At 70.1% G+C, this 20354-nt stretch carries 20 protein-coding genes and 1 riboswitch; of the genes, 12 read left to right on the top strand and 8 right to left on the bottom strand.

Going from position 1 to position 20354, the window contains the following annotated elements; all coding sequences use genetic code 11:
- Positions 1-56: 56 nt before the first annotated feature.
- Positions 57-926 (bottom strand): type IV toxin-antitoxin system AbiEi family antitoxin domain-containing protein, encoded by an 870-nt coding sequence (locus tag EER34_RS01930; protein ID WP_240642072.1) that lies wholly within the window; start codon positions 924-926, stop codon positions 57-59.
- Between the two features lie 362 nt (positions 927-1288).
- Here EER34_RS01930 and EER34_RS01935 point away from each other — a divergent pair, with 362 nt between their 5' ends.
- Positions 1289-1855, top strand: a complete 567-nt coding sequence (locus EER34_RS01935) for a GNAT family N-acetyltransferase (RefSeq protein WP_127472893.1) — start codon at positions 1289-1291, stop codon at positions 1853-1855.
- A gap of 33 nt (positions 1856-1888) precedes the next feature.
- Entirely contained in the window at positions 1889-2761 is an 873-nt protein-coding gene (locus tag EER34_RS01940) for an Fpg/Nei family DNA glycosylase (protein ID WP_127472894.1), read from the top strand.
- 3 nt (positions 2762-2764) lie between these two features.
- Here EER34_RS01940 and glpK read toward each other — a convergent pair whose 3' ends face one another.
- Complete coding sequence (glpK, locus tag EER34_RS01945) at positions 2765-4303, bottom strand: glycerol kinase GlpK (protein ID WP_127472895.1); 1539 nt, start codon at positions 4301-4303, stop codon at positions 2765-2767.
- A 74-nt stretch (positions 4304-4377) separates the two neighbouring features.
- The gene (locus EER34_RS01950; protein WP_127472896.1) at positions 4378-6093 is read right to left on the bottom strand and encodes a glycerol-3-phosphate dehydrogenase/oxidase; all 1716 of its coding nucleotides are present in this window, start codon (positions 6091-6093) and stop codon (positions 4378-4380) included.
- 97 nt (positions 6094-6190) lie between these two features.
- On the opposite strand from EER34_RS01950, the gene EER34_RS01955 reads away from it, so the two are divergent.
- From EER34_RS01955 to EER34_RS01985, 7 genes are all read left to right on the top strand, one after another.
- Positions 6191-7150 carry a sugar-binding transcriptional regulator gene (locus EER34_RS01955; protein WP_127472897.1) on the top strand — a complete coding sequence of 320 codons (960 nt, stop codon included), beginning with the start codon at positions 6191-6193 and terminating at the stop codon, positions 7148-7150.
- 73 nt (positions 7151-7223) lie between these two features.
- Positions 7224-7396, top strand: a riboswitch (FMN riboswitch).
- A gap of 67 nt (positions 7397-7463) precedes the next feature.
- Positions 7464-8489: a bifunctional diaminohydroxyphosphoribosylaminopyrimidine deaminase/5-amino-6-(5-phosphoribosylamino)uracil reductase RibD gene (gene ribD, locus EER34_RS01960; RefSeq protein ID WP_127472898.1), complete on the top strand. Its 1026-nt coding sequence runs from the start codon at positions 7464-7466 to the stop codon at positions 8487-8489.
- A complete protein-coding gene (locus EER34_RS01965; protein ID WP_127472899.1) occupies positions 8489-9160 on the top strand; it encodes a riboflavin synthase in 672 nt (223 codons plus the stop codon). The genes ribD and EER34_RS01965 overlap by 1 nt, the downstream gene beginning before the upstream one ends.
- Complete coding sequence (gene ribA / locus EER34_RS01970) at positions 9157-10437, top strand: GTP cyclohydrolase II (RefSeq protein ID WP_127472900.1); 1281 nt, start codon at positions 9157-9159, stop codon at positions 10435-10437. Before EER34_RS01965 ends, ribA begins: the two co-directional genes overlap by 4 nt.
- Positions 10434-10913, top strand: coding sequence for a 6,7-dimethyl-8-ribityllumazine synthase (gene ribH / locus EER34_RS01975; protein WP_127472901.1), 480 nt, complete (start codon positions 10434-10436; stop codon positions 10911-10913). The genes ribA and ribH overlap by 4 nt, the downstream gene beginning before the upstream one ends.
- Positions 10914-10987: 74 nt before the next feature.
- Positions 10988-11341, top strand: a complete 354-nt coding sequence (locus tag EER34_RS01980) for a Fe-S protein (protein ID WP_127472902.1) — start codon at positions 10988-10990, stop codon at positions 11339-11341.
- Between the two features lie 235 nt (positions 11342-11576).
- On the top strand, positions 11577-13061 hold the full coding sequence (locus EER34_RS01985; RefSeq protein ID WP_127472903.1) for an MFS transporter: 1485 nt from the start codon (positions 11577-11579) through the stop codon (positions 13059-13061).
- 73 nt (positions 13062-13134) lie between these two features.
- On the opposite strand, the gene EER34_RS01990 is transcribed toward EER34_RS01985, so the two are convergent.
- Together EER34_RS01990 and EER34_RS01995 are read right to left on the bottom strand one after the other, a co-directional pair.
- Positions 13135-13545: a hypothetical protein gene (locus EER34_RS01990; protein WP_127472904.1), complete on the bottom strand. Its 411-nt coding sequence runs from the start codon at positions 13543-13545 to the stop codon at positions 13135-13137.
- Complete coding sequence (locus EER34_RS01995) at positions 13542-14219, bottom strand: TetR/AcrR family transcriptional regulator (RefSeq protein ID WP_127472905.1); 678 nt, start codon at positions 14217-14219, stop codon at positions 13542-13544. Before EER34_RS01995 ends, EER34_RS01990 begins: the two co-directional genes overlap by 4 nt.
- Positions 14220-14246: 27 nt before the next feature.
- Here EER34_RS01995 and EER34_RS02000 point away from each other — a divergent pair, with 27 nt between their 5' ends.
- Positions 14247-15203, top strand: coding sequence for an NAD(P)H-binding protein (locus EER34_RS02000; protein ID WP_127472906.1), 957 nt, complete (start codon positions 14247-14249; stop codon positions 15201-15203).
- Here EER34_RS02000 and EER34_RS02005 read toward each other — a convergent pair.
- From EER34_RS02005 to EER34_RS02015, 3 genes are read right to left on the bottom strand one after another with little or no spacing between them, the layout of a single operon-like run.
- A complete protein-coding gene (locus EER34_RS02005; protein WP_127472907.1) occupies positions 15166-15990 on the bottom strand; it encodes an ABC transporter permease in 825 nt (274 codons plus the stop codon). The two genes, EER34_RS02000 and EER34_RS02005, sit on opposite strands and share 38 nt — an antisense overlap.
- A complete protein-coding gene (locus EER34_RS02010; RefSeq protein WP_127474238.1) occupies positions 15987-16868 on the bottom strand; it encodes an ABC transporter permease in 882 nt (293 codons plus the stop codon). The genes EER34_RS02005 and EER34_RS02010 overlap by 4 nt, the downstream gene beginning before the upstream one ends.
- A gap of 32 nt (positions 16869-16900) precedes the next feature.
- Positions 16901-17842, bottom strand: coding sequence for an ABC transporter ATP-binding protein (locus tag EER34_RS02015; protein WP_127472908.1), 942 nt, complete (start codon positions 17840-17842; stop codon positions 16901-16903).
- Between the two features lie 237 nt (positions 17843-18079).
- Here EER34_RS02015 and EER34_RS02020 point away from each other — a divergent pair, with 237 nt between their 5' ends.
- On the top strand, positions 18080-18295 hold the full coding sequence (locus EER34_RS02020; RefSeq protein ID WP_127472909.1) for an AsnC family protein: 216 nt from the start codon (positions 18080-18082) through the stop codon (positions 18293-18295).
- A gap of 26 nt (positions 18296-18321) precedes the next feature.
- Entirely contained in the window at positions 18322-20277 is a 1956-nt protein-coding gene (locus EER34_RS02025; RefSeq protein ID WP_127472910.1) for an ABC transporter ATP-binding protein, read from the top strand.
- Positions 20278-20354 lie beyond the last annotated feature (77 nt).

The raw sequence follows: 20354 nt of genomic DNA on the forward strand, positions 1-20354 counted from the left end.
GGCGGCGGCCACCGGCCGCCCGCAACAGCCTGCCCGGCCATCCTCGGCCGGCCCCCTCAGACAGGCGGAGTTGCGACACCCTGCCGGGATGTCACGAGGCCTTTCAACGCTGCGAGCACCGACTCGGGCTCGTACATGATGTCCTCGGCCGTCAGACGGAGGGTGGGGTAGCCGAGCGCGGCGAGCGCGGCGTCGCGTCGCCGGTCTCTCAGCTGCTCCCTCCAACCCGAGTGGAACGCTCGGCTGTCGCACTCGACGACGAGCCACCCGTTCACAATCATGTCGACGCGGCCGACGCCGTCGACCGCCACCTGGAGCTCCACCGAGCAGCCGAGAGCGAGCAGCATCAGCCGCACCAGCGTTTCCGGTCCGGATTCGGCTCGTCCGTCCACGAGCGGGATCAGGGCCCCGAACCGAGCGGGCAGCGCCGCGAATACCTCCCCGAGCTGGCCGCGCACGATCAGTCCCTTGTTGAGAGCACTGTCGAGGGTCGCGACGGCGTGACGGGGAAGCTGGCACAGAACGGCCTGCGCGAGCGCGTCGATGACCCCCACACAGGAGCTCGTGACCGCCGCAGGGCGGATCAGCGGCAGCCAATGCAGCCGCACGGTCCGATCCCTCCGGTTCGGAAGGCGTTCGGAGCGATCCGTCGGCGACCTCAGTCGGCTCGCGCCGCGGAGCACATGGAGATGAACGCGGTCGCAGCCGAAGACGAACACACCCAGCATCTTCAGGAGCGAGAGACAGGCGAGGCGACCTCCGACGCGGACCGCCTGAACGATGTCGGCCGGCGCGGTGGGCGCGACGTAACGGTCGCGTCGCACGCGGATCAGATCACCCGACTCGAGCGCGCGGGCGAGTCCACGTCGCGTCATCCCCTTCGACATCAACTCGCCGCGCGTCGCGACTTCGCGGTCCTGCAGCATCCTGCGACTCTGACCCTCCACGCCGACAGCATCCGCCGCCCGGCGAGAAGGTGTTCACACCGCATGGCGCTGCGTGAATGGGGAGGAACCGAGGGCGGCGTCCCGTGTCACAACTCCGCCCACACTCACGCGCCGGGTCGCCGCCGACCGTGATTCCGGCCCCGCCCGCCGAACCAGGCGGAGTTGGCGCACGCACACCCCCGGTCCGCGAACCCGCTCCCCGACCAGGGCCGCCGATCCCGTCGACGCACACCGCACGCACGCCCGCCGCACCCCACACCTCGCCCGCACGCCGCGCCCGCCGCCGAACACCACACCTCGCCCGCCGCGCCCCACCGCACGGCGACCGATAGCCTGAGCCGATGGAACCGGTGACCCTGCACACGGAGCGGCTCGAACTGTCCCTGCCCGTCGAGGCCGACGTCGACGCGATCTTCGAGGCGTGCCAGGACGCCGGCATCCAGCGCTTCACGCCGGTCCCCCACCCGTACGAGCGCAGCCATGCGGAGAAGTTCGTCGCCCAGGTCCCGCAGGACTGGGAGGCGGGCAAGAACCTGACGTGGGGCATCCACGAGCAGGGTGCGCTCGTCGGCACGATCGGCATGTACCGCCTCGACGACATGGGCAACGGCGAGATCGGGTTCTGGATGGCGCCGTCCGCGCGCGGCGGCGGTCGGCTCGTCGAGGCCGCGAACGCCGTGATCGGCTGGAGCTTCGCCACCGACGGCCTCGACCTCACCCGCATCGAATGGCGGGCGGTCGTGGGAAACGTCGCGTCCGCGAAGGTCGCCCGCACGCTCGGCTTCCGTTACGAGGGCCTGCTGCGCCAGTCGCTCGTCAACGCGAAGCACCGCGACGACGGCTGGATCGCGGCCCTCCTGAGGACGGACGATCGGATGCCGCAGCCCTGGCCGGTGCTCGAGGACTGACCTCGCGTCCCGACCTCGTGGCAGGATGACCCCATGCCCGAGATGCCCGAGGTGCAGGGCCTCGTCGAGTTCCTCCGCGGACGTGTGACGGGGCTCGAGGTCACGCGCGTCTCCGTCGCGAACATCGCCGCCCTGAAGACCTACGATCCTCCCGTGGATGCGCTGAAGGGCGCCCGCATCGACGCCGTCGCCCGGCACGGCAAATTCGTCGACATCGCGACGACAGGGACGGATGCCTCGCCCCACCTCGTCTTCCACCTGGCCAAAGCCGGCTGGCTGCGCTTCTACGAGCAGCTCCCCGCCACGATCATCCGCCCCGGCAAGACGCCGATCGCCCTCCGCGTCGCACTGTCCGACGGCTCCGGCTTCGATCTCACCGAGGCGGGCACGAAGAAGTCCCTCGCGGTCTACGTCGTGCGCGACCCCGTCGACGTGCCCGGCATCGCCCGGCTCGGGCCCGACCCCCTCGATCCGTCGTTCACGCGCGACACCCTCGCCGGGCTCCTCGCCGGCCGGCGCACCCAGATCAAAGGCGTGCTGCGCGATCAGGCGACGATCGCAGGCGTCGGCAACGCGTACTCCGACGAGATCCTCCACGCGGCGAAGACGTCGCCGTACGCCCTCGCCTCCAGCCTCGACGACGCCGACGTCGACCGGCTCTTCGCGGCGATGACCGACACGCTCGCCGAGGCGGTGGCCGAGGCATCCGGCAAGCCACCGGCGGAGCTCAAGGACGCCAAGCGTCGCGGCATGAAGGTGCACGGCCGCCGCGGTGAGACTTGCCCGGTCTGCGGCGACGAGGTGCGGAGCGTCTTCTTCGCCGACAACTCGCTCGAGTACTGCCCGACGTGTCAGACGGGCGGCAAGATCCTCGCCGACCGGCGGCTGTCGCGACTGCTCAAGTAGCCCTCAGTGACCGGTCGTGCCCATGAGTGTGCGGGCGTCGTCGTCGACCCAGTCGAGCGACTTCGTGACGGCCTTCTTCCACAGGCGGTATCGGCGCTCGCGCTCGTCCTCCGGCATCCGCGGCTCGAAGCGCACGTCCTCCTGCCAGTGGGCGCGCAGCGAGTCGCGGCTCGTCCACACGCCCGTGGCGAGACCTGCGGCGTAGGCGGCGCCGAGCGCCGTCGTCTCGACGACCTTCGGACGCACGACGGGGATGCCGAGGATGTCGGCCTGGAACTGCATGAGGATGTCGTTGCGCGTCATCCCGCCGTCGACCCGGATCTCGTCGAGTGCGCGGCCGGTGTCGGCGACGACGGCCTCGATGACGTCGCGGGTCTGGAACGCCGTCGACTCGAGCGCAGCCCGGGCGATGTGCGCCTTGTTGACGTAGCGGGTCATCCCGACGAGGGCGCCGCGCGCGTCCGGCCGCCAGTACGGGGCGTACAGGCCCGAGAAGGCGGGCACGAAGTAGGCGCCGCCGTTGTCGTCAACGGTCGCCGCCAGGCTTTCGACGTCTTCGGAGCGCTGGATGATGCCGAGGTTGTCGCGCAGCCACTGGACGAGCGATCCGGTGACCGCGATCGAGCCCTCGAGCGCGTAGCGGGCGGGCTCGTCGCCGCAGCGGTAGGCGACGGTCGTGATGAGACCGCTGTCCGACCGCACGATCTCGGTGCCGGTGTTCACCAGCAGGAAGTTGCCGGTGCCGTAGGTGTTCTTCGACTCGCCCGCGTCGAACGCGGCCTGGCCGAACGTCGCGGCCTGCTGGTCGCCGAGGATCCCGGCGATCGGCGTGCCGTGCAGCACGTCCGGCAGCTGCGATGTGCCGACGACCTCGGAGGACGAGCGGATCTCGGGCATCATCGCGCGCGGAATGCCCCACACGGCGAGCAGCTCGTCGGACCAGTCGAGCGTCCGCAGGTCCATCAGGAGGGTGCGCGACGCATTCGTCACGTCGGTGACGTGGATGCCGCCGCGCGCGCCGCCGGTCAGGTTCCAGATCACCCACGTGTCGGGCGTGCCGAAGACGAGGTGGCCCGCCTCCGCCGCGGCGCGGGCACCGGGCACCTCGTCGAGGATCCAGGCGATCTTCGAGGCGGAGAAGTACGTCGCGAGCGGCAGGCCGGTGGCCTCGGCGAACCGGCACGTGCCCTCGTCGCCGGCGAGGGCGTCGATGCGCGGCTGGGTGCGGGTGTCCTGCCACACCAGGGCGTTGTACACCGGGCGTCCGGTACGGCGGTCCCACACGATCGCCGTCTCGCGCTGGTTGGTCACGCCGACGGCCGCGACATCGGATGCCGCCACCCCCGCCCGCGACAGGCACGAGGCGATGACCCACTCGGTGCTGGTCCAGATCTCCACCGGGTCGTGCTCGACCCAGCCCGCGCGCGGGAAGATCTGCTCGTGCTCGCGCTGGGCGACCGATACGACGGCGCCCGCGGTGTCGAAGACGATGGCCCGAGTCGAGGTCGTGCCCTGATCGATCGCCAGAACGTGATCGGCCAACGCCGGCTCCTTCCTTCACGGGCCTCTGCGCCCGCGTGCGTCGCCCGGCGCGCTCGCGCCGGGCTCCGGTCAGGTTATCGCTTGGCCGCTGATGCGCCTGCCCACGACGGGTCTGCGGCATGCACCGCGGTCAGCCCGCGCGCGGTCTCCGCGGCGATGCGGGAGGCGTCCCATCCGAGCACCGGGGCGACCGCAGCGGCGATCTCGGCCGCCGCCTGCTCGGTGGCCCCGCCGATGAAGGCGATGCTCGTTCGGCGCATCAGCAGGTCGTCGAGATGGACGACGTCCTCGCTCTGCGTAAGGAGCCGGAGCTCGGCGGTGGAGTAGCCGGGCACGTGCACGAGCATCTCGTCTTCGGCATCGTCGGCGATCGCCGCGATGACATCGGTCGCGACCGTTCCGTAGCGGTCGAGGAGCGTCGCGACGCGATCGGCGGGCAGTCCGTCGGCATGCGTGGAGATCCACTGCTGCCGGGTGCGCTCGGTGGTCGGGAAGCCGCTCCCGCCGCCGATCGCGAGTCCCTTCGTAGACCGTCGACGCGGACGTGCGAGCAGGTCGAGGGCGCGGTCCGCCAGGTGCTCGGCTGAGGCGCGGAACGTCGTCCACTTGCCCCCGACGAGGCTCAGGACGGTGGCATCCCCGCCCACGAGCGGAGCAGCCTCGACGCGGTAGTCGCGCGAGACGAATCCGGGCGCGACGTCGCCGTGGCCGGGCAGCGGACGCACCCCCGCGAAGCGGTAGACGATCTGCGACCGGTCGACGGGGATCTTCGGCAGCACCTGGCTGATGAGATCGATGAAGTAGTCCACCTCGGCCTCGGTGCAGACGACCGCGTCTCCCATGTCGTGCTCGAGGTCGGTCGTGCCCACGAGCACACGGCCCTTCAGCGGGTAGATGAGGACGATCCGGCCGTCGGCGTTCTCGAAGAACAGCTCGCGCCCGCCCGTAGCGGCAAGCAGGTCGGGGTGATCGAGCACGATGTGGGATCCCTTGGTTCCGCCCATGTAGCGGGTGGGGTCGCCGAGCGCCAGGTTGGTGAGGTCGGTCCACGGGCCCGACGCGTTGATGACCACGGATGCCGCGAACGCCACGTCGCGACCCGAGACCATGTCGCGCAGCACGACGCGACCCTCCTCGACGCCGACCGCGGCGGTGTAGTTCGCCGCTCGCGCCTTGTCGCCGCCGGCCTTGCGTCCGTCGCGCAGCACGTCGATCGCCAGACGCTCGGGGTCGTGGAGGGAGGCATCCCAGTAGGTCGCGGTGTACTTGATGCCCGGGTTCAGTTCGGGGAGCTCCTGCAGCGAGCGCTTGCGGCCGCGGAACGCGTGGCGCGGCACCCGCCCGCCGCTGCGCGAGAACGAGTCGTAGATGACGAGCCCGATCTTGATGAGAGCCGCGCCGCGCTCGGTGTGCGTGCCGCCGCCGTGGCGGAGGAACTTGAGGGGCGCGCTCAGCACGCCGGAGAACGTGGAGAAGATCGGGATCGTCGTCTGCAGCGGGCGCACGTAGTGGGGCGCGATGCGCAGCAGCGCGTTGCGCTCGGTCACTGCTTCGGCCACGAGTCGGAACTCGCCGTTCTCGAGGTAGCGGATCCCGCCGTGGATCATGTGCGACGAGGCGGCCGAGGCGCCGCTGATGAAGTCGTCGCGCTCGACGAGGGCGACATCGACGCCCTGCATGGCCAGGTCGCGGAACGTCGCGAGTCCGTTGATGCCTCCGCCCACGACGAGGACGTCCGCGTACGGCCGCCCCTCGAGTGCGTCGAACCCTCGTTCCATGGCCCCGGTCATCGCGATCCCCTGTCGTGCTCGTGGTCGTTCGTGAGTCCATGATGGCACTTGTGGACGTTCTTGCAGAGCGAATGCACATATGTGCAAAGATGTCGGGATGGACGAGCCTGTCGACGAACGCGGAGTGCAGCGCGCCTTGACGGCCGCGCATCTCTACTACGTGCAGGACCGCACGATGGAGGCGATCGCGCGCGAACTCGGCACGTCGCGCTCCACGGTGTCACGGCTGCTCACGCACGCGCGGGCGACCGGCATCGTCGACATCCGCATCCGCTCCCCTTTCGCCGCGCCCCAGCTCCTCGAGGAGCGCCTCACCGAGCGCTTCGGCGTCGCCGCGCACGTCGTTCCCGTCCCCGACGACGCGAACGAGGTCGAGCGCCTCGAGCGCGTGGCCGTCGCGGCGGCCCACCTCCTCGGCGACCTCGTCGCGGAGGACATGACGATCGGCGTCGCCTGGGGGTCGACGACGGCAGCGATGAGCCGACGCCTCGTGCCGAAGGCGGTGCACGGCACGAGATTCGTGCAGCTCAACGGCTCGGGCAACACGCACACCACCGGCCTCCTCTATGCGAGCGAGATCCTGAGCCGCTTCGCGGCCGCGTACGGGGGCAGCGCGCAGCAGTTCCCGGTGCCCGCGTTCTTCGACGACCCGCGGACGAAGAGCGCGATGTGGCGCGAGCGCAGCACACGCCGCATCCTCGCCATGCAGTCGGCCATGGACCTCGTCGTCTTCAGCACCGGCTCGGCCGGATCCACGGTGCCCAGTCACGTCTACTCCGGCGGGTACCTCGAGGCGCAGGAGCTGGCGGCGCTCGAATCCGAAGGAGTCGTCGGAGACGTCGCGACCGTGTTCTTCCGCGCCGACGGCTCGAGCGACGGCATCCCCCTGAACGAGCGTGCGACGGGCCCGCACCTCGACGTGCTGCGCGCCGTCGCGCGACGACTGTGCGTCGTGTCAGGTGTCTCGAAGGTCGCCAGCCTGCGGGGCGCCCTCGCCGCGGGCCTCGCGACCGACCTCGTCGTCGACGAGGCGGTGGCGCGCGCTCTGGCCGAGTGAGCGCACCTCCTGTTTCATGCAGAGACATGGAATGAATGCACGGATGCCGCGTTGACTACAATCGAGAGCATCAACGTGCTCCGGGGTCGGTGTGAATCCGAACCGGCGGTGACAGTCCGCGAGCCAAGGCACCAGCATCCGAACAGATGCCGCCCCGGCTGATCCGGTGGAAATCCGGAACCGACGGTGATGCGACAGAGGTCTGGATAAGAGCTCGGTCGCTAGTCCGGATGGGAGGCAGCACGGGCGGCGTCATGCGCGCCGCCCGATTCCCGTGCCCCGGAACACCGCGAGGTGGACACGGAGGACACGGATGACGGCGACACTGGCTGAGCACGACGCGATGCGTCGGGCGCTCGACCTCGCGCGCCGCGGCCCGCGCGGCGTGAACCCGCAGGTCGGGGCCGTGATCCTCTCCCCCTCGGGCGACGTCCTCGCCGAGGGCTGGCACCGCGGCGCCGGCACACCCCACGCCGAGGTCGACGCGCTCTCGCGCCTCGAGCCGGGCGATGCCCGGGGAGCGACCGCGATCGTCACCCTCGAGCCCTGCAACCATCACGGCCGCACCGGCCCGTGCGCCGTGGCCCTGATCGACGCCGGCGTGAGCCGCGTCGTCTACGCGATCGCCGACCCAAACGACGTGTCTTCGGGCGGAGGGCAGCGGCTCCGCGCCGCCGGCGTCGACGTCGAGCAGGGCCTCCTCGCCGACGAGTCCCACGACCTCCTCGACTCGTGGCTGACCGTGCAGCGTCTCGGCCGCCCCCACGTCACCGTCAAGTGGGCCCAGAGCCTCGACGGCCGGGCCGCGGCATCCGACGGCACCAGCCAGTGGATCACCGGGCCTGTCGCGCGCGCCGACGTCCACCGCCGCCGCGCCCAGGCGGACGCGATCGTCGTCGGAACCGGCACCCTGCTCGCCGACGACCCCGCCCTCACCGCGCGCGCCGGCGACGGCTCGCTCCATGCGAACCAGCCCGTGCCCGTCGTCCTCGGCGAGCGCGCGGTGCCCGACAGCGCGGCCGTGCGCCGGCATCCCCATCCCTTCCTGCAGTACCCCGGCGACCTCGCCCCCGCCCTCGCCGACCTCCGCCAACGCGGTGTCCACCGGGTGCTCGTCGAGGGCGGACCCGCCGTCGCCGCCTCGTTCGTGCGCGAGTCCCTGGCCGACGAATACCTCGTCTACGTCGCACCGGCGCTGCTCGGCGGCGACAAACTCGCCCTGCGCGACGTCGGCGTCACGACCATCGACGAAGCCCTGCGCCTGTCCGTGGAGTCGGTCGAGAAGCTCGGCGACGACCTGCTGATCGTCGCCACGCCCGTCCCCGAAGGAGACAGCTGATGTTCACCGGAATCGTCGAGGAGATCGGCGACGTCACCGCCGTCGAGCCGTCGGGCGACGGCGTGCGCCTGACCGTCCATGCGCCGAAGGCGGTGTCGGATGCCGCGCACGGCGACTCGATCTCGGTCAGCGGCGTGTGCCTCACCGTCGTCGACCAGGGCGACGACTGGTTCACCGCCGATGTCATGCGCCAGACGCTCGACATGTCGACGCTCCAGGGCGTCGGCGCCGGACGGCCCGTCAACCTCGAACGGGCGACCGTCGCGCACGGACGCCTCGGCGGGCATATCGTCCAGGGCCACATCGACGGCACCGGCGAGGTGCTCGAGGTGCGTCCCGGTGCCCAGTGGCGCGTGCTGCGCATCGCCCTCCCCGCACACCTCGCCCCCCTCGTCGTCGACAAGGGCTCGATCGCGGTCGACGGCGTCTCGCTGACTGTGAGCGACGCGAGCCCCGCCGCCCCGGCGGACGGCATCCACTGGTTCGAGGTGTCGCTCATCCCCGAGACCCTGGAGGCCACGACCCTCGGCCGCCGCGTGCCCGGCGATCGCGTCAACCTCGAGACCGACATCCTGGCGCGCCACGTGCAGCGCCTTCTGGCGTTCAGCCCCGCTGCCGCCCCCGAACTCCTCGCGGCCGCAGCCGCACCGACGGAAGGAGGCTCAGCATGAGCCTTTCCACGATCCCCGAGGCTCTGGACGCGATTCGCGCCGGCAAGCCCGTCATCGTCGCCGACGATGAGAACCGCGAGAACGAGGGCGACGTCGTGCTGTCCGCCCAGCTCGCGACCCCCGAGTGGATCGCGTGGACGGTCCGCTGGTCGAGCGGCTTCATCTGCGCCCCGATGCCGGCCGAGTGGGCCGACCGCCTCGACCTCCCGCCGATGGTCGAGGTGAACCAGGATGCCCGCTCGACCGCGTACACGGTCAGCGTCGACGCCGCCGACCGCGTGTCGACGGGTATCAGCGCCACTGACCGGGCGCACACGCTCAACGTGCTCGCCGACCCGGACTCGGTTCCGACGAGCGTCATCCGCCCGGGCCACGTCCTCCCGCTCCGGGCCGTCGAGGGCGGCGTGCGCGAGCGCGGCGGCCACACCGAGGCAGCCGTCGAGCTCATGCGGCTCGCGGGCGTGCACCCGGTCGGGGCGATCGCAGAGGTCGTCGCCGAGGACGGCTCGATGATGCGGCTGCCGGGGCTCCAGGAGCTCGGCGAGCGCGACGGCATCCCCGTCATCACGATCGAGCAGCTCATCGGCTATCTGAACGAGACCGAGCCGATCGACGCCCAGGAGCAGGCCCACGGCCAGCACCGGCGGCGGGTGAGCCTGCGCGCCGAGGCGCACGTGCCGACGTCGCACGGCGAGTTCCGGTTCCTCGCCTACAAGGATCGCGTCACCGGCACCGACCACCTCGCCGTGGTCTCGGGAGAGCTCGGCGACGCGCCGCTCGTCCGCGTCCACTCGGAGTGCCTGACGGGCGAGGCCTTCCACTCGCTCAAGTGCGAGTGCGGACCCCAGTTGGATGCCGCGCTCGAGGCGATCGAGCAGGACGGCGGCGTCGTGGTGTACATGCGCGGCCACGAGGGCCGCGGCATCGGCCTCATCAACAAGCTCCGCGCCTACTCGCTGCAGGAGCGGGGACTCGACACCGTCGACGCCAACCTCGCCCTCGGCCTGCCCGCCGACGCCCGCGACTACGCCGCGGCAGCGGGCATCCTCGCCGATCTGGGCGTCTGCAAGGTGCGCCTGCTGACGAACAACTCCGACAAGGTGAACCAGCTGCGCGAGTTCGGGCTCGACATCGTCGAGCAGGTTCCGCTGCTGGTCGGCGTCGGACCCAACAATCACCAGTATCTCGCCACCAAGCGCGACCGCATGGGCCACCTGATCGCCGAGGACGACCTCGCCGACGCCCTCGCGCAGATGTCCGAAGGAGCAGAGCGTTGAGCGGCAAGGGCGCACCTCAGGTCACCGGACCGGTCGACGCGACCGGACTCGACGTCGTCGTGATCGCGGGCACGTGGCACGAGGTCATCACGGACGGTCTCATCGCCGGCGCCGAGCGCGCCCTCGACGCCGCCGGTGCGAGCCGGCGACTCGTCCGCGTGCCGGGATCGTTCGAGCTGCCGGTCGCCGCGAAGGCGGCGCTGGAGTCCGGCGCCGACGCGGTCGTGGCGCTCGGCGTCATCATCCGGGGCGGAACGCCGCACTTCGAGTTCGTCTCCGCCGCGGCCACCGACGGCCTGACGCGTGTCGCGCTCGATACGGGCAAGCCCGTCGGGTTCGGCGTGCTGACGCTCGACGACGAAGCCCAGGGCATCGCGCGCGCGGGACTCCCGGGGTCGATCGAGGACAAGGGCCACGAGGCCGCGGATGCCGCGATCCGCACCGCGCTCGTGGTGCGCGACCTGCGCGCCGGCTGAATCGCCGGAGCGCATCGCCCCGGTGAGGGCCGCCTTCCTGGCGGAGCGGCGAGAACAGGCCTACCGTGACGTCCATGGAGTTCCTGCGTCATCTCGTCCTGCTCTTCCACCTCGTCGGGTTCGCGATCCTGTTCGGCGCATGGGTCGTCGAGGCCGTCAACGGCCACCGCGGCGTCACCCGCCTCATGAACTGGGGCCTCGCGATCGCCGCTGTCGCCGGCCTCATCCTCGCCGCCCCCTGGGGCATCGACTACGAGCTGAACTACGTCAAGATCGGCACCAAGCTCGTCATCCTGATCGCGATCGGCGCACTGCTCGGCATCGGCGCCGGCCGCCAGCGCAAGTCCGGCTCGGTGCCGCCGGCGATCTTCTGGTCGATCGGCGTCCTCACGCTCGCGAACGCGGCGATCGCCGTGCTCTGGCGCTGACGGCCCCACGCAGAACGACGAGCGGATGCCGCGGCCCGGGTCGCGGCATCCGCTCGTCGTGCGTCGGCCGGGCCCCGCGTGCACGCCCGGGAGTAGACTCGATCCTCGTGCCCGGGTGAACGAACCCGTGTGCCCGGTGACCCAGCGCAGTGCCGCCTGACGCGTCACCCCGCGTCAGCGACCGCCCACCGCACGTCCCACAAGGATGCTCCGCCACGCGTTTTACAGGTACTGAATGTCTTCCCCCACTGCATCCGCCCCTTCCCCGACGACCGTCCCCGCCAATCCCCGCTCGCGCGTCATCACCGCGAGCCTGGTGGGCACCACGATCGAGTTCTACGACTTCTACGTCTACGCGACCGCCGCGGTGCTCGTCTTCCCGATCCTCTTCTTCCCCACCGGAAACGACACCACGGCACTGCTGGCGTCGTTCGGCGTCTTCGGCGCGGCGATGATCGCGCGCCCCCTCGGCGCCATCGTCTTCGGGCACTTCGGCGACCGCTTCGGCCGCAAGGCGACCCTCGTCGCGTCGCTCCTGACGATGGGCATTGCGACCTTCCTCATCGGCTGCCTCCCGACGTACGACGACATCGGGTGGTGGGCCGCCCTGCTCCTGCTATTCCTTCGCCTCGCGCAGGGCTTCGCGCTCGGCGGCGAGTGGTCGGGCGCCGCTCTCGTCGCGACGGAGAACGCTCCGGCCGGCAAGCGCGCCTGGTACGGCACGTTCCCCCAGCTCGGCGCCCCGCTCGGCTTCATCATCGCGAACACAGTGTTCCTCGCGATCAACTTCCTGCTCCCCCACCCCGACGGCGCCGGACAGCGCTCGGCCGACTTCCTCGCCTGGGGATGGCGCGTGCCGTTCCTCTTCTCGGCGGTCATGGTGATCATCGGGCTCTGGGTGCGCCTGCGCCTCGTCGAGTCCGAGACGTTCGTCAAGGCGGAGCAGAAGGGCGCGATCCGCAAGTTCCCGCTCGGCACCGTCGTGCGCAAGCACTGGTGGCACCTGATCCTGGGCACGTTCATCATGCTCGCCACCTACGTGCTGTTCTACCTGATGACGAACTTCACGCTCTCGTACGGCACGAAGGCCGCGAGCCTCGAGACCGCCTCAGCCGCGGCGCAGGCGGCCGCCGAAGCCGCGGGGCAGCCCTTCGACGCGGCCGCGTTCGCAGCGCAGTTCTACCCGGGCCTCGGCTTCGGCTACACCGACTTCGTCATCATGCAGATCATCGGCGTGGTGTTCTTCGGCATCTTCACGCTGCTGTCGGGCCCGATCGCCGATGCCATCGGGCGCCGCAAGCTGCTGCTGTGGGTCACCGGTCTCATCATCGTCTTCGGCCTGACGTTCAATCTGTTCCTGCTGCCCCACGCCGATCCGAAGTTCACCGGCGCACTCACGCAGGCGTTCCTGATCTTCGGCTTCGTCCTCATGGGCTCGACGTTCGGGCCGATGGGCGCGGTTCTGCCGGAGCTCTTCCCCACGAACGTGCGCTACACGGGCTCGGCGATCTCGTACAACCTGTCGTCCATCCTCGGCGCCGCCCTCGCGCCGATCGTCGCCGTCGCCCTGTGGGCGGGGTCGGGCGGCAACCCGTGGCTCGTCGGCGTCTACCTCTCGGCGATGGGCGTGCTGACCTTCATCGCGCTGCTCCTCGCTCCCGAGACGAAGGACGTCGACTACGACGCCGACCTCGGCATCGGAGAAACCGCGTCGCTCTGACCGCGGGGAAGGCACGAGCGGATGCCGCGGCCCGAACGGGTCGCGGCATCCGTCGTCTCGTCGATCATCGCCGTCAGACGATCGCGCCGATCGCCGACATGATCCCGCAGAACGCGGTGAACGCCACCGGAACACCGAGGACGATCGTTCCCCAGACCGTCATCGCTCGCAGAAACCGCGCGCCTTTGTGCGTCCCGCCGATGGCATTCAACGCGGAGAACGCTGCTGCCAGCCCGATGACGAACGCTGAAGCCCACGGCATCACCAGCGTTGCACCGACGACCGGGAAAGCGATGAAGGCCCATGAGGTGAATTCATGGCCCACCCCCGTCGACCGCATCACGGCGACTGCGGCCGACACCGCGACCAGTGCCGAGTTCACGACGGTGAGGATCCGGAACCACTTGACGCGCCAGAGCCCGACGTCGGGCGCCTGCGCCTCAACGGGCTGCACAGGTCCGAGGGCTGCCGCACCCGTGCTCATGCGCGCACCTCCGCGACCAGATCGAGCAGCTCGCGGAGAGGACGCCGGAGAAGGCGCGAGCGCACGAGCGGCAGCGAGAGCTTCAGCAGACGCAGTCCGCGGTCGAGGAGTCGCTCAGTGCGCGCCTGGCCGGACGATGAGTCGTAGACCCAGAACAGCGCGAGCAGCAGGTGGGCGAGCATCAGCGCCGATGGCAGGTCTTCATGGAACTCCGCAGGCAGCCGGTCCTTCGCTCCGGCGACGGCCTCGCGGAACAAGCCGACGACGATGTCGCGCGACTCCGTGGAATCCGCCGACAGAGGGTTGAGGGAGGAGCGCGGCGAGACGGCCGCCGAGAGGAACTCCGGCGCGAACGGGTGATAGGGGCCGAGCTGCGCCAGGCCCGTGCGGAAGACGATCCCGAGCCGCTCGACGAGGTCGTCGCTCGTCGTGAGGAGCGGCTCGGCGGCCGCGCGGTGAGCCTCCTGCACGTCGAGGTAGAGCTCCTGCACGAGATCGTTCTTCGACGCGAAGTGGTAGTTCGTCGTGCCGACCGACACACCCGCCTCCTGCGCGATGAGCCGGATCGTGGTCTGGTCGTAACCGCGCTCACGGAACGACCGCAGGGCGACGTCTCGGATCAGCGCCCGGGTCCGCTCGCTCTTCGTAGGGACGGCGACTTCAGAACTGGACATGTTCAGAAAGTACCGTACGATCTGAACATGTTCAACTCTGACGAGACACAGGCATCGAAAGTCGCGATCACCGGAGGGACCGGATTCGTCGGTCGGCATGTCGCCGAGCGCATCGGCAGCGGACGGGCCGTCGTCCTCTCGCGCCGCACGGGCGTCGACGTCGAAGACGTCGATGCGCTGGCGAACGCGATGACGGGCTGCCACGTCGTCGTGCACTGCGCGGGCATCAATCGTGAGCTCGGCGACCAGACGTTCGACCGGGTGCACGTACGAGGCACGGCCGCCGTGATCCACGCTGCCCGCCGGGCGGGCGCGCAGAAGATCGTCATGCTGAGCTTCCTCCGCGCCAGGCCGTCGTGTGGCTCCGGGTATCACGAGTCGAAATGGGAGGCGGAGCAGATCGTCCGCTCCTCCGGGCTCGACTACACCGTGCTCAAGGCGGGGATGATCTACGGTCGTGGCGACCACATGATCGACCACCTGAGTCGGCTCGCCCAGACGATCCCCTTCGCCGCGACAGTCGGCATGCGGGAGCAGTCGATCAGTCCTGTGCCGATCGACGAACTCGTCGACGTTGTCGTCGCGGCGATCGACGGGCGGCTGTCAGGCGAGACCGTCGCCGTGACCGGCGGGGAGACCCTCCTCCTCAGCGACGCGGTGCGGCGAGTGGCGGCGGCCGTCGATCGACGTGTGCTCGTCCTGCCTGCGCCGGTCGCCTTCCATCGGGTCTTCGCCCAGGTCTGCGAGTGGACCATGACGGTGCCGCTCGTCGCCAAAGCGCAGGCGCGGATGCTCGCCGAGGGCGTCACGACCGCCGCGGGTCCGGCCGGCGACCTGCCCTCGGACCTTCAGCCGCGGCTCCCCTTCGACGAGATCCGCATCCGCGCGGCTCTGCCCGACCGAGGCCGTTTCGGCTGCGGTGACCTGCGCACCTCGCGCAAGACCGTCAGTCGAGGAACAGCGCGCGCAGCCGCTTCGTGGTGAACACGAGGCCGATCGCGATCATGACGACGAAATACACCACGTGCCACCACATCTCGGGGCTCAGGATGCCTGTCGTCAAGCCGCGCACGAGCTCGACGCCGTGCCACAGCGGGAACGCCATGATGATGTGCTGGATCCACTCCGGGTAGACCGAGATCGGGTACAGCGTCGCTGAGAACAGGAACATCGGCAGCAGCACGAAGTTGATCCAGTCCATGTGCTGGAAGGTCTTCATGTAGCTCGTCACGGCCATGCCGAGGCTCGCGAAGCCGAACGCGATCAGCAGCACCGCGGGGATGGCGAGGATCGCGGTCCACGCCAGATTGAGACCGAGGATCTGCATGATGATCATGAACCCGGTCGCGTAGAGCAGACCTCGAAGCAGCGCGTAGAGGATCTCGCCGAGCGCGACGTCGAGCGGGCCCAGCGATGTCGCGAGCATGCCCTCGTAGAGCTTGCCGTAGTTGAGCTTGAAGAAGACGTTCCACGTGGAGTCGTAGATCGCGCCGTTCATGGCGGAGACGGCGAGCAGCGCCGGCGCGATGAACGCGGCGTAAGACACCTCGACCCCGCTCGAGGTCTGCACGTCGCCGATGATCGAGCCGAGGCCGATACCCATCGACGCGAGGTAGAAGACCGGCTCGAAGAACCCGGACAGCACCACGATCCAGCTCGAGGAGCGCGCTGCGATGAGGCCGCGCTGCACCACCGACTGCGGGTTGCCGGCCCAGAGTGCGCGCACGCCGCCGACGCGGGTCGGGGCATCCGTCGTCGTCGCCGCGCTCACTTGGCGAGCCTCTTCTCGAACAGGCGCCGGCCGATGACCAGGCCGCCGATGGCGAGCGTGAGCAGGTACACGACGTGCACCACGATCATGATCGGCGGGGTCGGCTGGCCGTAGGTGACCACCCTGCCGAGCTCGGTGGCGTGCCACAGCGGCGAGATCCAGCCGATCCACTGCAGCCAGAGCGGGAGTGTCGCGAGGGGGTAGAACGTGCCGGAGAAGAGGAACATCGGCATGAAGATGAACCGCTGCACCAGGGCGAACTGGCCCTTGTCGTCTTCGATCGAGGCGGCGTATGCCATGAGCGGAATGCCGAACGAGAGCCCCGCGAGCAATCCGATGAAGATCGCCATCCACGCGGTGCCCGGGCGGGTGGCGTCGGGCTGGAGCCACGCGAAGAACAGCACGATGAACACGAAGTAGAGCACGACCGTCACGCCCATGCGCGCTCCTGCGCCGGCCACCACGCCGTTCGCGATCTGACCCGACGACAGCGGCGACGCGTTGAAGCCGTAGAAGTAGCGGCGCCACTTGAAACCTGCCATGACCGGGTACGTGAACTCTTCCGACGCGACCGCGATCGCCGAGGTCATGAGCAGCGCGGGCGCGACGAACACGAGGTACGGCACCTGCTCGCCACCGACGTCGATCGGCGCGTCGATGAGCGCCGCGAGGCCGACCGCGAGGCCGAGCAGGTAGAGCACCGGCTGTCCGAGCGCACCGACGATGATCGTCCAGCCGTACGCGCGCATCGCCCGCACCATGTGCTCGGTGACGTAGAGGGAACCGAGGCCACGGGGCTTCCGACCCCACTCCATCGCCTCCGCGCGGAGCTCGTCGAGTCCGTCGTCGACGGTTGCGCCGGCGGCGGGCTGAGGCATCCGCTCGCCGTCGCCGGAGGGGATGACGCCGCTCATTCGATCAGCGACCTTCCGGTCAGGCGCAGGAACACGTCCTCGAGGCTCGAGCGCCGCACCAGGCTCGTGACCGGGTGGAGGCCCCGTGCGATGACCTGCTCGAGCGCCGCCTCGCCGTCGCCGGCGTAGACCAGCACGCGGTCGGGCAGCACCTCGACGCGTTCGCCGATGCCCTGCAGCTGCGGCGCGACCTGCTCGTTGCGATCGGAGCCGAAGCGCACCTCGAGCACCTCGCGGCTGGAGTGCTCACGGATGAGCGACGCGGGCGTGCCCTCGGCCATGATCCGGCCCTTGTCGACGACGATCAGCCGGTCGCACAGCTGCTCGGCTTCGTCCATGTAGTGCGTCGTCAGAACGAGCGTCGTGCCGCGCTCCTTGAGCCGGAACAGGCGGTCCCACAGCACGTGGCGGGCCTGAGGGTCGAGGCCGGTCGTGGGCTCGTCGAGGAGGAGGATGCGCGGGTCGTTGATGAGGCCCCGTGCGATCGTGAGCCGGCGCTTCATGCCGCCCGACAGCGCGTCGACCTTGCTCTTCGCCTTGTCTTCGAGCGCGGCGAACGCGAGGAGCTCGTCGGCCTTCTGCGCGCACACCTTGCCCGGCAGACCGAAGTACCGGCCGTAGATGTAGAGGTTCTCCCGCGCGTTGAGCTCGCCGTCGAGGTTGTCCTGCTGCGGCACGACGCCGAGCCGCGAGCGGATCTCGGGCCCGTAGCGATCCGGATCGAGCCCGAGGATCGACAGGTCTCCGGCGGTGCGGGTCGAGACGGCGCCGATCATCTTCATCGTCGTGGACTTGCCGGCGCCGTTGGGCCCCAGGAGACCGAACGACTCGCCGGGCGCGACCTCGAAGGACAGGCCGTCGACGGCCAGGAAGTCGGGCTTGCCTTTGACCTTGTAGGCCTTGACGAGGTTCTTCGCATCGATCACGGGGGCGGGCACCGGACAACCCTAACGCCGCCTGTCGACACGGTCGACGTCGGCGGCATCCGGCCGGCCGACGCCGAACGCGCACGAATCACCGAGCGGATGCCGGGCGAATCGTGAATCGTGCGCTTTCGGCGCTTCTTCGGGGAGGCGACGGGCGGACGTCAATGATTGTTGACGAGGAGGGACGGCGTCAACTACTGTTGACGACCGGATGCCGCGGGCCGCGGCATCCGGTCCCGAAGGAGGAACATGAGCGGCGACGATCTCAGCACCCTCATCGGCTCGGCCCCCGGGCGTGAGCCGATCGCCGAGCTGCGACGGCTCGCCGACGTCCGGCGCGAGCTCGCCCGCGCCGAAGAGGTGCAGGTGCGACGCGCCCGGAACCTGGGCTTCTCCTGGCAGGCCATCGCCGGGGCCCTCGGCGTGACCAAGCAGGCCGTCCACAGGAAGTACGGTCGAAGGTGACCCCCACGCACGAACGAGGTACGCCCATGCCCTCCGCCGAACTCGATGAAGCCCCCGCGACCGGCGCCGCGCCGGATCGACCGCCCCGCGGCCGTCGCCGCACGAAGGACGACGGTCCTCGCGCGAGCTTCGGGCAGCTGCTGCCCTTCCTCTTCGAGCACAAGGGCACGCTCGTCGTCGTCGCCGTGCTCAGTGTCTTCAGCGCGATCACCATGCTCGTCCAGCCGCTGCTCGTCGGGCAAGTCATCGACCGCGTGCAGAACAATCTCGACCTCGGGATGCTGCTGTGGGCCCTGGTCGGCTTCGTGGTGATCGGCTCGCTCATCTCGGGATGGCAGCACTACCTCCTGCAGCGCACCGGCACGGCCGTCGTCTACTCGAGCCGCCGCAAGCTCATCTCGCGAATCCTGCACCTGCCGATCAGCGAGTTCGACGCGCGCCGCACCGGCGACCTCGTCTCGCGGGTCGGCAGCGACACCACGCTGCTCTACGCCGTGCTCACGCAGGGTCTCGCCGATGCGATCGGCAACGCGCTCCTCTTCGTGGGCGCGCTCATCGCGATGGCGATCATCGACCCGATCCTCCTCGCGATCATCGTCGTCGTGATCGGCATCTCCGTGCTGGGAGTGGTCGCGCTGAGCGGGCGCATCCGCACCGCGTCGACCGAGCAGCAGGAGAAGGTCGGCGAGCTGGCCTCCGGCGTCGAACGGGCCGTGGGCTCCATCCGCACCGTGCGGGCGTCCGGCGCGACCGAACGCGAGGTCGCCGAGGTGACCGAGCGCGCCACCGACGCCTACGTCGTGGGCGTGCGCATCGCGAAGGTCTCGGCCCTCGTCGTGCCGATCGCCGGCATCGCGCTCCAGGTCTCTCTGCTCGTGGTCATCGGGTTCGGCGGATACCGCGTCGCGATCGGCGCGATCCCGATCGCGAGCCTGGTGACCTTCATCATGTTCCTCTTCATGCTGATCGCCCCCCTGGGCTCGTTCTTCGGCGCGATCACCTCGGTGAACCAGGCGCTCGGCGCGCTCGGCCGCATCCAGGAGGTGCTCGACCTCCCCACCGAGTCCCAGGACGACGAGGCCATCGCGCGCAGCATCGAGCGCGGAGCGGATGCCTCGTCCTCTGCCGGCACTCCCGCGATCGAGTTCCGCGACGTGCGGTTCCGCTACCCCGAGGCCGTCGTCGCCGCCCGCCGCAAGGCGGAGTCGGAGGCCATCGCGGTGCTCGAGAACGCGCACGTCGACTCTTCGTCGATCGTGCGGGACGAGGCATCCGCCGATCTCGTGATCGACGAAGCCGACGGCGAGGTGCTCCGAGGAGTGTCGTTCTCGGTTCCCCGTGGCGCCCGCGTCGCGCTCGTCGGGCCCTCCGGTGCCGGCAAGAGCACCACGCTCGCCCTCATCGAGCGCTTCTACGACCCGACCGGCGGCGCGATCCTCCTCGACGGCGCCGACGTGCGCGCCCTCGACCGCGCGGACCTGCGCGCACGCCTCGGCTACGTCGAGCAGGATGCCCCGACCCTCGCCGGAACGATCGGCGACAACCTGCGCCTGGCCTCGCCCGAGGCGACCGACGCCGAATGCGAGGAGGTGCTGCGCGCCGTCAACCTCGGCGAGGTGCTCGACCGCAATCCGCTCGGCCTCGCCGCACCGGTCGGCGAGAGCGGCGTCATGCTCTCCGGCGGCGAGCGCCAGCGCCTCGCGATCGCCCGGGCTCTGCTGGCCGCTCCCCCGATCCTGCTGCTCGACGAGTCGACGTCGTCGCTCGACGGACTCAACGAGCAGCGCATGCGCGACGCCATCGATGCCGTCGCCGCCGGACGCACGCTCATCGTGATCGCACATCGCCTGTCGACGGTCGTCGACAGCGACCACATCGTCGTGATGGACCACGGCCAGGTCGTCGGCCAGGGCACGCACTCCGAACTGGTCGCCTCGACGCCGCTCTATCGCGACCTCGCGAAGCACCAGCTGCTGGTCTGACACGCAGGCGACGGCGTGCCGCAACTCCGCCTGCTCCGCCACCCTCGCTCCGACACGCCGCCGGCGGCGCGCCCCGG

Source organism: Microbacterium sulfonylureivorans (genome assembly GCF_003999995.1).
Lineage (GTDB): Bacteria > Actinomycetota > Actinomycetes > Actinomycetales > Microbacteriaceae > Microbacterium > Microbacterium sulfonylureivorans.

Coding starts and splice junctions, on each gene's coding strand:
- EER34_RS01930 (WP_240642072.1), bottom strand. CDS start 926: ATGCTGCAGGACCGCGAAGTCGCGACGCGCGGCGAGTTGATGTCGAAG.
- EER34_RS01935 (WP_127472893.1), top strand. CDS start 1,289: ATGGAACCGGTGACCCTGCACACGGAGCGGCTCGAACTGTCCCTGCCC.
- EER34_RS01940 (WP_127472894.1), top strand. CDS start 1,889: ATGCCCGAGATGCCCGAGGTGCAGGGCCTCGTCGAGTTCCTCCGCGGA.
- EER34_RS01950 (WP_127472896.1), bottom strand. CDS start 6,093: ATGACCGGGGCCATGGAACGAGGGTTCGACGCACTCGAGGGGCGGCCG.
- EER34_RS01955 (WP_127472897.1), top strand. CDS start 6,191: ATGGACGAGCCTGTCGACGAACGCGGAGTGCAGCGCGCCTTGACGGCC.
- ribD (WP_127472898.1), top strand. CDS start 7,464: ATGACGGCGACACTGGCTGAGCACGACGCGATGCGTCGGGCGCTCGAC.
- EER34_RS01965 (WP_127472899.1), top strand. CDS start 8,489: ATGTTCACCGGAATCGTCGAGGAGATCGGCGACGTCACCGCCGTCGAG.
- ribA (WP_127472900.1), top strand. CDS start 9,157: ATGAGCCTTTCCACGATCCCCGAGGCTCTGGACGCGATTCGCGCCGGC.
- EER34_RS01980 (WP_127472902.1), top strand. CDS start 10,988: ATGGAGTTCCTGCGTCATCTCGTCCTGCTCTTCCACCTCGTCGGGTTC.
- EER34_RS01985 (WP_127472903.1), top strand. CDS start 11,577: ATGTCTTCCCCCACTGCATCCGCCCCTTCCCCGACGACCGTCCCCGCC.
- EER34_RS01990 (WP_127472904.1), bottom strand. CDS start 13,545: ATGAGCACGGGTGCGGCAGCCCTCGGACCTGTGCAGCCCGTTGAGGCG.
- EER34_RS01995 (WP_127472905.1), bottom strand. CDS start 14,219: ATGTCCAGTTCTGAAGTCGCCGTCCCTACGAAGAGCGAGCGGACCCGG.
- EER34_RS02000 (WP_127472906.1), top strand. CDS start 14,247: ATGTTCAACTCTGACGAGACACAGGCATCGAAAGTCGCGATCACCGGA.
- EER34_RS02010 (WP_127474238.1), bottom strand. CDS start 16,868: ATGCCTCAGCCCGCCGCCGGCGCAACCGTCGACGACGGACTCGACGAG.
- EER34_RS02020 (WP_127472909.1), top strand. CDS start 18,080: ATGAGCGGCGACGATCTCAGCACCCTCATCGGCTCGGCCCCCGGGCGT.
- EER34_RS02025 (WP_127472910.1), top strand. CDS start 18,322: ATGCCCTCCGCCGAACTCGATGAAGCCCCCGCGACCGGCGCCGCGCCG.